10 protein-coding genes are annotated in these 13,983 nt (G+C 44.7%); 8 read left to right on the forward strand and 2 right to left on the reverse strand.

The features are described 5' to 3' along the window. The 8 genes from E1163_RS09670 to E1163_RS09705 all read left to right on the forward strand — a co-directional run. Positions 1 to 602, forward strand: a 602-nt coding sequence (locus tag E1163_RS09670; RefSeq protein ID WP_155171237.1) for a metal-dependent transcriptional regulator, incomplete at its 5' end; no start/stop codon positions are given. After that, positions 587 to 1,510, forward strand: a complete 924-nt coding sequence (locus E1163_RS09675; RefSeq protein WP_155171238.1) for a metal ABC transporter solute-binding protein, Zn/Mn family — start codon at positions 587 to 589, stop codon at positions 1,508 to 1,510. The genes E1163_RS09670 and E1163_RS09675, both read left to right, overlap by 16 nt. A gap of 227 nt (positions 1,511 to 1,737) precedes the next feature. After that, a complete protein-coding gene (locus tag E1163_RS09680; RefSeq protein ID WP_155171239.1) occupies positions 1,738 to 2,550 on the forward strand; it encodes a metal ABC transporter ATP-binding protein in 813 nt (270 codons plus the stop codon). A gap of 1 nt (position 2,551) precedes the next feature. Continuing rightward, positions 2,552 to 3,841, forward strand: a complete 1,290-nt coding sequence (locus tag E1163_RS09685) for a metal ABC transporter permease (protein ID WP_155171246.1) — start codon at positions 2,552 to 2,554, stop codon at positions 3,839 to 3,841. 118 nt (positions 3,842 to 3,959) lie between these two features. Beyond that, positions 3,960 to 4,385 carry a four helix bundle protein gene (locus E1163_RS09690; protein WP_155171240.1) on the forward strand — a complete coding sequence of 142 codons (426 nt, stop codon included), beginning with the start codon at positions 3,960 to 3,962 and terminating at the stop codon, positions 4,383 to 4,385. 9 nt (positions 4,386 to 4,394) lie between these two features. Beyond that, the gene (locus E1163_RS09695; RefSeq protein ID WP_155171241.1) at positions 4,395 to 5,291 is read left to right on the forward strand and encodes a metal ABC transporter permease; all 897 of its coding nucleotides are present in this window, start codon (positions 4,395 to 4,397) and stop codon (positions 5,289 to 5,291) included. Between the two features lie 125 nt (positions 5,292 to 5,416). After that, positions 5,417 to 6,937, forward strand: a complete 1,521-nt coding sequence (locus tag E1163_RS09700) for a hypothetical protein (protein ID WP_155171242.1) — start codon at positions 5,417 to 5,419, stop codon at positions 6,935 to 6,937. 105 nt (positions 6,938 to 7,042) lie between these two features. Next, positions 7,043 to 8,581, forward strand: a complete 1,539-nt coding sequence (locus tag E1163_RS09705; RefSeq protein ID WP_155171243.1) for a carboxylesterase family protein — start codon at positions 7,043 to 7,045, stop codon at positions 8,579 to 8,581. Between the two features lies 1 nt (position 8,582). On the opposite strand, the gene E1163_RS09710 is transcribed toward E1163_RS09705, so the two are convergent. Together E1163_RS09710 and E1163_RS09715 are read right to left on the reverse strand one after the other, a co-directional pair. Continuing rightward, a complete protein-coding gene (locus E1163_RS09710) occupies positions 8,583 to 10,346 on the reverse strand; it encodes an OmpA family protein (protein WP_155171244.1) in 1,764 nt (587 codons plus the stop codon). 124 nt (positions 10,347 to 10,470) lie between these two features. Next, positions 10,471 to 13,983 (reverse strand): T9SS type A sorting domain-containing protein (locus E1163_RS09715; protein ID WP_155171245.1); only part of this gene is annotated, 3,513 nt, incomplete at its 5' end.

Raw genomic sequence — 13,983 nt, forward strand, 5'->3', positions numbered from 1 at the left:
ATGATGAGCAGGCTGTTTCTACAAATGCCATTGCCGACACCCTGAACACCAAGGCTGCCTCGGTCACGGACATGATCAAAAAACTATCGAACAAAGGAGTGATCACCTACCAGAAATACCGGGGCGTAAAGGTTTCGGAGCTGGGTCAGAAAGCAGCTCTACAGGTGGTAAGAAAACACCGGCTTTGGGAGACATTTCTCGTTGAAAAATTGAAGTTCAATTGGGACGAAGTCCATGAGGTTGCGGAGCAGTTGGAGCACATCAAATCCCCCCTACTCATCAAGCGGCTCGACGAGTTTTTGGGCTACCCGAAATACGACCCTCATGGCGACCCGATCCCGGACGAATTCGGGGAGTTTAAATCGAAACCCCAAGTGGCTCTCGGCGACTGCAAAATCGGGCACGAAGGAGTAGTGGTTGCAGTCAAAGATGCTAGCGCTCCTTTCCTCCAATATGTTGACAAAATAGGCGCCTACATCGGAGCCAAAATCAAGGTGATCGACAAGGTGGAATTTGACAGTTCCCTGGAGATCCTGATCGACAATAAAAAGACAGTTTTTATATCAAAAGAAGTATCAGAAAATATATGGATAACAGAATAATAAAATGGCTCATTGTCGGCTTAGTGTTGTTAGCGGGATGTGGCCAGGTAGCCAAAGAAAATTCTGAAAACGGACGACTGAACATTGTGACTACCACTGGCATGATCGGTGATGCCGTGACCAACATTGTGGGTGACTCGGCTAATGTAACAGCACTCATGGGACCGGGCGTTGACCCCCACCTTTACAAGGCTACACAGGGCGACTTGCAGAAGCTCACAAACGCTGACCTGATCTTTTACAATGGTCTCCACCTTGAAGGAAAAATGGGCGAAGTACTGGAAAAACTCGGCAAGCTGAAACCGGTTGTGCCAGTTGCCCAAAACATTGAGGACAGCAAACTCAGGAAGGTGCCGGAGTTCAACAATAACTACGACCCGCATATCTGGTTTGATGTATCGCTATGGATCGAGGCGGTGAAGCAAATTGACAATACGCTACAGGAGCAAGACAAGGACCATGCTGCTTATTACCACAACAATGCATTGGAATATATTAAACAACTTGAGGAGCTGGACGTTTGGGTCAGGGAGCAAATAGCTACCATACCTGAAGAACAGAGGATACTGATCACTGCCCATGACGCTTTTGGGTACTTTGGTGACGCCTATGGCATTGAGGTAAAGGGCTTGCAGGGCATCTCTACACTTTCAGAGTACGGACTTAGGGATGTTTCCGAACTGGCTAAGTACATTGTCGACCACAAGATCAAGGCTGTATTTGTTGAGACATCCGTTTCGCAAAAATCAATCAACGCAGTAGTTCAGGGAGCTCAGGAGCGTGGCTTTGAAGTAACCATCGGAGGAAACCTCTTCTCGGATGCCATGGGGGAAGCAGGTACACCGGAAGGGACTTATGTGGGTATGGTCAGGGCTAATGTGAATACTATTGTTGAGGCGCTTAGGTGAGGGGTGGATTTGTGGGGGTGCCAGGTTGGAGGTTGGAAGTCGGGAGACCGGAGTCGGAAGTGATCGGGGTTTGGTGATTGGGCGGTGGTGAGCGGTATTTGGTGGATTTGTGAGGGTGGTCAGGTTGGGAGTCGGAAGACTGGAGTGGGAAGTGATCGGTGATCGGGTGATTGCAAATTGTGAACTATAAACAGTGAACTGCACACTATAAACAGGAAACAGGAAAAATGATTAAACATGTAGATAATCCGGTGTTGGAGGTGCATGACCTTACGGTGTCGTATGACAGGAAGCCGGTGCTTTGGGATATTGACCTTACGCTTCCTGCGGGGAAGTTGATTGGCATTGTCGGGCCGAATGGTGCTGGCAAGTCGACGCTGATCAAATCTGTGATGGGGCTTACACCGAACAGCAGCGGTTATGTAAAGCTTTTTGATAAGGACCTGAAACAGGTCAGGGACAGGATCAGCTATGTGCCGCAGCGGGAGTCGGTGGACTGGGATTTCCCGGCATCGGCTTTGGATGTGGTACTCATGGGCAGATATGGCAAGCTGGGGCTATTTAAACGGCCCAGGAAGGCCGATCGTGACATCGCCATAGATAGCCTTAGGAAAGTAGGCATGGAGGCTTACGCGGGACGCCAGATATCCCAACTCTCTGGCGGGCAGCAGCAGCGTGTGTTCCTGGCACGTGCGCTGGCTCAGCAGGCCGACCTGTATTTTATGGATGAACCATTCGCCGGTGTAGATGCCGCAACTGAAAAAGCCATTATTGAGATTCTCAGGGAAATGTCGGCCAAGGGCAACACAGTTATTGTAGTGCATCATGACCTTCAGTCGGTAACGCAGTATTTCGATTGGGTGATCCTGCTCAACATGAGGCTGGTGGCTTCAGGCCCCACTTCTGAGGCTTTTACAACTGAGCTTTTACAGGAAACGTATGGTGGCAAACTTACCCTGCTAAGTGATGTGGGCGATCTGATCCGCAGGGAGAGGTTCCCTAACCGGGAGCAGTTTGAAAAAATACCAAAAGGCAAATGACATGGATACTTTTTTTGAATTCTTTTCATTTGCAGACCCCAATATCCGCTATGTAGTGATAGGCTCCCTCCTGCTCACGGCCAGCTCTGCCATTGTCGGTTCATTTACTTTCCTCAAAAAAAAGGCTTTGGTGGGTGATGCTGTTGCCCATTCGGTATTGCCCGGGGTTTGCCTTTCATTTATCCTTTACGGAGAAAAGAACCCTATTATACTTATTCTTGGTGCTTTTGCCACGGGCTGGCTATCGCTGATCCTGATCGACATCATTTCATCAAAGTCCAAGATCAAGGAAGATACAGCCATAGGTCTGATATTATCTGTTTTCTTTGGCATTGGTATATTCATGCTCACTATCATTCAAAAATCCGGCAACGCAGCCCAAACGGGGTTAGATCAGATACTTTTTGGCAAGGCAGCGTCACTGGTCGGCAATGACCTGATTGCTTTTGCGGTAATAGCAGCCATATTGATCCTGAGTGTCTGGTTTTTCTTTAAGGAATTTACCCTGCTGGCGTTCGATGAGGACTTCGCCTCGACTATCGGGCTGCCGGTGAGGGGCATTGAACTCCTGCTTACCACACTCACTGTACTGGCAGTAGTGATTGGCATACAGGCTGTAGGTGTTGTATTGATGGCAGCAATGCTCATCACTCCTGCCGCGGCTGCGCGGTTCTGGACCGAAAAGATCACTACCATGGTATGGCTGGCAGCCATCTTCGGGGCTTTTAGCGGCCTTACAGGTGCGTATATTTCATACATCGCCCCCTCTATGCCAACAGGGCCGTGGATTGTTGTGGTAATTTCCACTATCGCATTTATATCTTTCTTTATGGCTCCCAGAAGAGGTATCCTTTACCGGTTAAACAATCAGAGGAAGATCAAAAAACAGATCAATGATGAAAATATCCTGAAGGTATTGTATCAACTTGGTGAAGAGGAGAAGAATTTTTATGAAAAAAGGACGATCGAAGAAATATTGTCGAAACGAAAGTTTGTACCTGTTGCCCTAAAAAGTGGCCTAAAAAGGCTCAAACGGGAAGGATACTTAAAAAATGATAATGGATACTGGTCATTTACAAGGGCAGGCAAACATAAAGGTCAGCGCACGGTAAAACTGCACAGGTTATGGGAGCTTTACCTAACACAATATCTGCGCATTGCGCCCGACCATGTGCATGATGATGCTGACACCATTGAGCACATCCTGACTCCTGAGCTTGAAGCCAGACTGGAAAAGTTGTTAAACTACCCTACTATGGACCCTCACCAGTCGGAGATTCCGTATCGGTGAACTGGTTGCTGGGGGCTGGTTACTGGTTACTGGTTTCTAGTTTCTGGTTGCTGGTTACTGGGTGCTGGTTACTGGATGGAGTGGAAATGATTTTTTTATATTAAATGATTTAAATAATATGAGTTATCGGAACTTAGAAATATGGCAGCGGGCGCGGAATATATCTATCAAGGTACATGAAATGTCTTTGTCTCTTCCTGGTTTTGAGCTTTATGAAACGGGTAGCCAAATCAGAAGGTCGAGTAAATCTGTAAGGGCCAATATTGTGGAAGGTTATGGAAGAAGGGCATACAAAAATGATTATATACGTTTTCTTATTTTCAGCCTGGCTTCTAATGATGAAACCCGGGACCATCTTGATGTTTTATTTGAAACCAAATCCTTAAAAAATAAAGTACTATATCTTGAACTCTGTAATGACATTGAAACTCTTGGAAAAATGTTGAACAGGTTCATCAGTGCGATTCATAAGGCCGGCCCTACTCCACCACCGCAGACCCTCTCCAAGCCTGTAACTAAAAAACCAGAAACTAGAAACCAGTAACCAGAAAAAATGGAAGCATTACAGATAATATTAGCAGGATCATTAGTAGCCATAGCATGTGGGTTGTTGGGCTGCTTTTTGGTATTGAGAAAGATGGCCATGGTTGGGGATGCGATCTCTCATGCTGTGCTGCCGGGCATAGTGCTGGCCTTTCTGTTTACAGGGTCACGGGACTCGGTCACTATGCTTATTGGTGCAGGTGCTATTGGTATACTGACCACTTTTCTTATTGAGTTTTTCCATAAAAAAGGCAAACTGCAAACCGATGCTTCTATCGGTGTGACTTTCACATGGTTATTTGCCGTTGGGGTTATTTTGGTTTCAGCATTTGCGGGCAAGGTAGACCTTGACCAGGATTGCGTGCTTTATGGCGAAATTGCTTATGTGCCGCTCGACCTTTGGATCACTGACTCTGGTTTGGTTATGGGGCCTCGGGTGCTGTATATTACCGGCACAGTCCTGATTATTCTGATAGCATTTATCACTCTGGGTTATAAGGAGTTATTTCTTACCACTTTTGATCCGGGTTATGCTTCTGCCATTGGCATATCTACAGCAGTATGGCACTACCTGCTTATGGGAGCTGTATCGTTGACTACAGTAGCGTCTTTTGAATCTGTAGGTGCCATATTGGTGGTAGCTCTACTTATCGCGCCACCGGCTACGGCATATATGCTCACTGAAAATTTGAAGAAAATGCTAATCATCACCTCATTTCTGGGTGTGGTTATTTCTGCAGGGGGGTATTATCTGGCGGCATGGCTCGATGGTTCGATTGCCGGCGCTATGGCTTCTGTGGCCGGGCTGTTGTTTATGCTGGCTTTTTTGTTCAGTCCGGGCAATGGTATGGTGGCCAAAGTAAAAAGCAAAAGAAGCAAAACAGTACTCAATCCCTCAGAGGCTTAATAAACACCCCTCATTTTGGGGGATTTTGTGCCTAATCGGTGTTTTTTGCTGTCTGATACCATTCATAATCTGTAAATTAGGTTATGCAAGCCTTTTATTTACACTTCAGAACCCTGACAATTCTTTTGTTCATTACTTGTTTTAGCTGTAGAGCGCAAGAAGAAAATAAAATAGAAATACCTTTCCGGCTCATTGATAACAGGATCTTTGTAGAGGTTGAAGTAAATGGTGTAGCCGGTCATTTCATAGTTGACAGCGGCGGATTGCACGGCTTTAACAAAGATTTTGCTGACGAAGCAGGCATACATTTTATCGATTCTTCCTCAATAGGTGGTGCAGGCAATGGACGGCAAACAGTGTGGTATGGGGAAAGATCAATATTAAAGCTGCCCACATCTAATATCTCTAGTACAACTGACAGGCCATTAGTCATTAACCTGAATACCATCAGGGACTCTTTAAGACTGCCTTACCTGGACGGAATCATAGGTGAGCAGCTTTTTCGCACATACCGTGTTTCCATTAACTACCCCAACCGGCTAATCTCTCTACAAGACTTTGAAACACCGATACAGAGAGAGGGCTATGAAGTGATACCTTTTAGATTTTACCGGAATCAGATACCCATGATTAAGATAAATGCAGACGGTAATGAGGGGGAAATGATTATTGATACAGGAGATCGTTCCGAACTCACTATTTTCCCGGAATTTGACAAGAAAGGGTCAGTATCTACGCCTTATCCATTAAGTGATCTGGAGGTCACCGGCTATGGAGTCGGTGGTCCGGTAATGGCCCGGGCGTTTTATCTAAAAGACTTTACCTTGGGTGAATCTTTAAAACTTCAATCTGTAAAAACCAGAATTCCTTATCACACGGCTGGTAGTTGGGCACAAAATGCGATAGCCGGAAGTATCGGCAGTGGATTATTGAAAGACTTTGAGGTGATCTTTGACTACCAAAAACAACTTATATTATTAAAGAAGGCTCCTCTCCTTTCGATTCCTGAATTTGTTTATCATGCTTCCCATATAGACTCCACGGTGAGCTGGTATGAAACTTACCTTCCCTTTGAAAGGGTAAAATCTTCAAAGCCGGGGATAGTCCTTGAACACCAAAAAGCCAGGATCAGGTTTATTGATGCCCCTGATTTGCAAACTGTAAACAAGTACCGCTCGCTTCGGGAAGGCAGACAGCCCAACGGGGTTTTTAAGTTCGGTTTTGATGTCGTTGATATCAGGACACTATACAACGAAATGATCAGCAAACCGGGTGTACAGGTTCGTGGGAGGCTTATCACTTTCTGGGCAACCCATATGTTTCTGGTGAGGGACCCGGAAGGCCAGACTTTACAGTTTTTTGAAGGGGATACAGGTAATAAGGTTTGGAAAAACTCCTTCTATGCCTTTATCACGGACTCTGAAGATGATTATAATGCGTTTCTCTCTCAAATGCAAAAACTCAATATGGTTCCGGTTAGTAACTTTGACAATGTGGAGAGACAAGTCAAACAGAGAAGTTTTGAAAAGGGAAATGTTAAAATTGAATTGCTTCAATCAGACACCCGTGCTGAAAATGCTTATATAGGTACGGATTGTTCAGGGATTAAACTTTCAGAAGCCTTGAATAGCTTACAGAATAGATAAAAGAGGAATTGCTTCTTAATAAATAAACCACCCTTTTTGGTTAACCAATTGCCTGGCCATGTGTTAAGTTGGTATCGGCATTAAAAAGAGTTAATCAAATGAAAAATGAATAGATTCTTATATCTCTCATTTGTTGTCGTGGCTTTATTTTTCCTGACATGTTCTGAAGACGATGGTAATATTACTCCCCGGGAGCCTGAAGGCCAATGTGCGGAGCCAGGCCCTCCTACCTTTTTAAAACAGCCATCGGGAGTATATGATGGGAGTAACTTTAAGATCCGGTTGCGGACAGATATACCATCCACTCTTTATTACTTTATATCAGATTTTGAAGTTACAGACAAGGAAGCCGAGAAAATTAAAGCCAGGGCCCTTTCGGGAAATGGCTTGGTAGCGGCCAATACCACGCAGGTAGACTGTGAAGAAATTGGGGAGGATTTTGATATTGAAATAGGTCAGCTACCAGAAAATACCAAACTATTTGCATATGTAACGGCTGAAAGTTTTGTATCAGACACCTTACTTCAGGAGGAAATAGGTTCTTTTTCTTTTAGTATCAATGAAGGCTCTGATTCTGTAGTGACCTGCGAGCTTGAAGGGCCTCCTGCCTTTACCTCCGAACCCAAAGGCCTGTACGGTACCAGGAGCTTTGATTTCGTAGTGGAAACTGATATTCCTTCATCGCTTTACTACATCATTTCCAAAAATGAACTTTCGGATAAAAGTCCTGCCAACATCAGGCAAAAGGTATTAGAGGGAGCCAATTTCCTGGCAGCAGACTCAGCCCGTATATCCTGTGACAGCTTGTCTAAAGCTATGACTATCACAGTGACCGACCTGCCTAAGGAAACTCAACTGTACGCTTATATTGTGGCGGAAAGCTATGTTTCTGATACGGTCTTGCAAACTGAGGTTACAGAGTTTGCTTTTGCCACCCAGGCCAGCCAGACCATAGAGACATTTTTCTCCAATGTAAAAGGCAGGGATGCTTTATATGTGCGCTACCTGCCGGATGAAGCTGCTTTTAAGTATCCTGAAAATAAAGTACATCCGCTCATTATTTTTCTTGGCGGCAATGGCGAGGTGTCGCCTCCCGGAGAAATTTACCTGATCCAAAACGGCTCGATACCCAAATATATCGACTCGGGACACGACATTCCCTTTATAGTTATAGCTCCCGAGCACAATACGGAGGACTGGAACAATGCATTTATCCATGAAATGGTGGAGTTTAGTATGGAAAATTATTCCGTAGACCCTGACAGGATCATTATCACCGGTATGAGTGGTGGCGGCATAGGCACTTTCAGCTATGCCATAAGCCACCCGGAAATACCTGCGGCCATTGTGCCTGTATCGGGCGAAGGTGAGGTAGATGAAGTGTGTGCGATCTCCGATATGGCTGTATGGGCTTTTCATAATACCAACGACCCCAAAGTGCCTACCTCAGGCTCCATTGATATGATCAATGCCTTAAGAAACTGCAACCCGGCACCGACTGAAGAGGTCAACCTAACAATTTTTGCGGATGAAGGGCATAACTGCTGGATCAGGGTTTATAATCCTGAAAGTATCACCTGGGAGTACGACCCTTCTGTTCAACCCATCGACATTTACGAATGGATGTATCAGCAGTCGAAGTAGGTTACGGAGACTTGGGAGGTGCCCCGGACATCACTACCCGTACATCAGCGCGGCGTTGTTGCTCCGGCGTGGTATCTTCATCGATGGCACCATAGCCTCGTGCTACGATGCGTTCTTCGCTAACTCCTTTGCTTACAAGATAATCCAGCACAATCAGCGCCCGCTTGTGAGACAGCTCCAGGTTATAGCGTGGATTACCGTCGGAGCTGGCAAAACCTGCTATATCAATGTTGAGCACATCATGTTTGTTTACCAGACGTATAATGCTGTCCAGCTCTGCCTGGTGTTCATCTTTGATCGCTGACTGATCTGTATTGAAAAAGATCTTATGGGTTTGGTTCATCAGCTTTAGCTCGTGCGCTTCAAACTTATTGGACTGAGCCAGTTGCTCCGCTTCCAGTGATTTAAATAGTTCTTCCTGCTCTTTGGTCAGAAATACCACGGGCGTATGGTCCTTATCACCATGGTATTTGATCATAAATATATCAGTAAAGCCTATCCCTCCTTCCCTGACTGATGCAAAATAGCCCCTTCTGCCATCCGCAGTCATTTGAAAAAATATTTCATCGTCCGGTGTATTTATAGGGTATCCCAAATTTTCAGGTACTGACCACTCTCCGGAGGCACTGTCATACACGGAACGGAAAATATCATACCCTCCATAACCTTTGTGACCGGAACTGCTGAAGTAGAGTGTTTTACCATCATGCGCCAGAAAAGGGCTGTCTTCATCGTACTTTGTATTGATCACCGGCCCCAGGCTTTTAGACTTGTACCAGTTCCCTTTTTCATCCTTCGTGCAGTAATAGATATCAATTCCTCCCTCTCCTCCCGGCCTGTTGCTGGTATAAAGAATAACATCGGGCGAGGACGTTTCGGATACGGCATTTTCCGAGTAAATGGATGAATTTATCTTGTCAGTTAGGAATTTAGGTTCAGACCATTGCCCGTTTTCATAATCAGAATAATAGATATCGCCCATTTGCTCATCTTTATACAGGTAGAGCCTTTTTCCGTCTGCTGACAAGGCTATGTTGGCATCATGGTACTCGGTATTGATCGGTGGACCGATATTCTTTGCGGGACTCCATGTGTCACCTGATTTCCTCGATATAAATACATCTTCAAAGTAAAAGTTATCCTTGTCCACATTAACCGTGGTGTTGTCTTCCTGCCTTCTTGAGGTAAAGATCATGACCGTTTCGTCTTTATTGATCACAGGGGCATAATCCGGCCAGACGGAGTTGATGTTTTCTCCCAAAGGAATAACCGAGTACTGTGCCGGTTTGCCAATGATGTCTTTGGCATTGGTACACTCAAGAATTCGTCGGTTTACCTGCTCAAGGGGTACGCGGTCTTTTCCCCTATAGTTGCGATTCCCTAAAAGTTTGCGTTTATATTTTTCATAGTATTCGAGTGCTTTATCAAAATCAAGGCCGTAATGATATGCCCGGCCGATATAATATGACAGGTCAAACCGATATGAAGGTTTCAGTGCTTCTATCCTTAGCAGATACTCTACAGCCCTATCTTTATTGATAGTTTCAAGGTACAGGCTGCCAGCCATCCAGTTAGCCTCCACGTTAGTCGGATCCAGGCTGGCGGCCTGAACATATAGCTCTTTCGCTATTTCTATGGCTTCTTTCTGCTGACTATAGATCTGGTTAGCCTGCTGCAGGTAAAGCTCCGCCTGCTTCACTGAATCTTCCTGAGAGAATAGCGGGATGCTGAAAAAACAAAAAAGTAGAATAGCATAAAACCTCATAGTCTATAGATCTGATTTCTTAATATATAGAAAATAAGGCTTTTCTGCTATATCTAAGTTCATGCTTTTCTAAAAATATTACAGCAATGGCATAACCTCCTCTTTCCTGAAAATGTCCTAGCTACTACTGAAAAACGACCACTCCCCTTAGCGGTACACCGGAATTACCTGATAGTAAGACAGTATAAATACCTGGAGGCAAGGTACCCCTGTCAATAATCATATCTTTCCGTACTGAAGTCATTTTTTTCACTACCCTACCTTTATTGTCTATCATGGTTAGCTGATAGTTATCTTCTACTTCAGTTTTGAATTTTAAGCTTACACGATCAGTGCCCGGGTTAGGATAAAACAAAACATCATCTTTCTCTTCTTCAGATTGAATATGCAGGCCCACCACGTTGGAACTAATGCGCTGCCGGCCCTCCTCAATGCCTGCTTTCTGATTAATTTGGGCATTGCAACTCATGGATTTGACTAATGATACCTTGTAGAAAGCTGTATCTGATAATGGACTGACATCGGAATAGTCCAGTGAACCCGCCGGCACTTCCGCCAACAGTTCCAGTTTTGACAATTCATTGCCTCTAAATATCTGATACCCGCTGTATTCCATTCCCTCATAAGGCTCCCATGAAAGGTGGACCTGGTTCAAGCCTTTTGCTGAGGCTTTAAGATATATGGGTTTATGCGCTTCGCTCTCTGCTTCAATTCCGCACTTATCAATAGCTCCTATTTTATACGTGTAGCTATGCCGATCAACATTTGCATTGTTATCATAAAACTTATTTTCCAAGCCTGGCACTGTTCCTATTTGCCTGAATGCCTCTGAAGCGTCCGAAGCCCTGTAAATCGTATATGATTTGACCTCCTTTTTGGCCTGAGTATGCCAGTATAGCTGATTACCACCCCCATTGATATCAGGAGTAACCGAGCAGATGACGGGCTGCTCCACTGTAGGGTTAAGGTTGTTAATAACGAAAGTGCAATTATTTGCATCCCTTACTGTTACGGACTGGTTGATTTCCGGATCAATCTGTATTTGCTTTTGCATCGCAGAACCATATTTCACAATTGACACCCCTGAAGAGTATTGAACATGTATCAAATGATTATCAGAAGTTGTTGTCAAAGGACTTGAAGCTGCGCCGTAGCTATATGGTCCAAGGTTTTTTATTTCCTGCACCACACCGTCAGTATTGCATCTGAGCATAAAACTACCATTGTAATACTCAAAGCCACTTCCATTGCTGATATCGCTCCCGGCTATCTCACCCGTAATATACAAGCTACCATCAAAGTTGGCTTCAAGGTCATATGGCATAGCAAAGGTGGGGTACCCTTCTATTTGCACGTAGGGTTTGGCCCAGTTTATAGCGCCACCTGTGTCATCCATACTTGCCAGTACAAGCACCGGTCGATCAAAAGTGGCATCTCCAAAAGAACCTGCATTACTTCTGAAGCGAGCAGTAACATAAACTGTTCCTTCCGGGCTTACAGTTATTGCCTTTCCGATATCCTCGTGCATACTGCCTCCCGCGCTATTTACCCATAGTGCCTGTCCGGATGAATTGTATTTGACCACATAAACATCCATATAGTTTGTACTCTGCAATCTCAGGTCGTCAAAATGAATATCTGTTTCGAATCCTCCGGTGAGGTACACTTCGCCTGTAATGGTCACGTGCATTCCATTATTGACCTCACCATTCCTTCCCCAGATATTCCTGGCCCATATCAACTGTCCCGATGCATTATATTTGGCAAGATAAAGGTCTGACGCTCCTTTAATATCCTTAAATTCATTACCACTAAAAAATGGCGTGGTTCTTTGTCCTGCTACATAAATATTGCCCATGCCGTCGATCCCAACATTAGAAACCTCCTTTGGCATGATCTTGATCCAGTCGAGATATCCTTTTTTATTAAACCGTACCAGATAACCATTGTTTGCCTTCAATGTAATTTGCTGATTATGTGTGACCATCGTTGCATTATTACCAAATATCTCAAAAGCAAGTACCACATTACCGTCTCCGTCTATAGCCTGCTCTCCTATGCTCCCTCCTACCCAGAAGCCGCCCCCTATGAATGTAACGCCCCAATTAAACTCTCCCTGGGCGCTTAGGCTGGCCATATAGAAGCCCTCATTTCCAGAACGTCCAACACTGTCTTCACCAAAATATATGACGTCATAAAAGGTTCCTGCTATATATACATTGTCCTCGCTGTCCACTACCGCTTCATCAAAACCACTATTCAAAAGGTCGTCTCCGCTTCCTGTAATCCGCCATACTTCTTTATTGGAAGTGCTTAACGGCTGGAAAGGACCATTATCGACACTATAGGAGTAAGGCGCTTTACCTCCTGTTATACTTAGAAGCCGGGTGTTGTCAGTGCAACTTTCCATATCCAGCTTTGCCTCCAGAGTATTAGGCTGTTTTATCATGACATTTGCAAAAGCCTTACTATTCTGGCTATCCGTTATTTCAACTTCGTAAAATCCGGCTGGCAGCCCGGAGATATCTTCTGAGGTTGCTCCGTTACTCCACTGAAAGGTGTAAGGGGGCACACCACCCTCCATGGTCAGGTCAATACTGCCATCATAACTACCATTGCAACTTACGTGGGTTACTTTAAGCTCAGGCCCTGTTTCTACTGTATGGCTGATGGTGTCTGAATAGTAAACTGTGCCTTGCTCATCGATCATCATAGCATAGAGCAGGTTTTCTCCTGGGGCAAGGGTTATGTCTATGGGCGAATAAGGCATCGAGGGCCTTTCGAGGTTGTTATGTTCATTGAGCACTCTTATCTGCACCTCTTCTATAAGGACACCTGCCGATTTGAATGTCAGTGTGCCTTGTCCTTCGGCTTGTTCTTTGGTCGCATTATCAAATTTTTCATTGCCAAACCATTGTAGCGAAGCATCTGGTCCTGTAAAAAGTATCTCCCGTAGTCCGAATTCGCCACCAAACGTATTGGGAAATGAAATGAACTGCACTTCTTCCTGCTCCATAAAGGCACTTAGTGGTACTTTTACTCTGAACCAACCGTCACCGAGATCGTCGGCACTATTGATGTAATCACCTATCACGGCTCCGCTTTTATCATTAAATGTAAACTCAACTTCGCCCCATTTGGTGCCGGAAAAGTCTTTTAAAGTCAGTTCAAGATACTCGTATCCTGCTCCTGCCAATAATAGTGGCTTGTTTGTATATACTGCAAACTCATCATATCCCAGTTTGATAGCTCCATACTTGTCACCACTACTTACTGTCATGTAGTCGAGTTTCGGCACACCGGATATTTCCAGGATGCCATGCAGCTTTCTTGTTGCTATTTTCTGCCTGTCATCCAATACTAATTTTATAGAAGGTGGACCTTCAACAAACTGACTGTAAGGTGACTCTTCTGTCGAAGAATATGCTTTTACCCGGTATTGATAGCTTTTTCCTTTCTCAATATCATTATCTATATAGCTATACGTTTCTGCAGGGAGATCTGCAATGATCTGAAAATCGTCAATATTTGCCTGCCTGCGCTCTACAATAAAACCTTGCTGTCCCCCATCAGGGTATTGCCATGAAAATGAGACAAGTGAAGGGGAAATCTGATCTGCTTCTAAATTAAATGGTGG

It is taken from the genome of Fulvivirga kasyanovii (genome assembly GCF_009711405.1).
In the GTDB taxonomy this organism is placed as follows: domain Bacteria; phylum Bacteroidota; class Bacteroidia; order Cytophagales; family Cyclobacteriaceae; genus Fulvivirga; species Fulvivirga kasyanovii.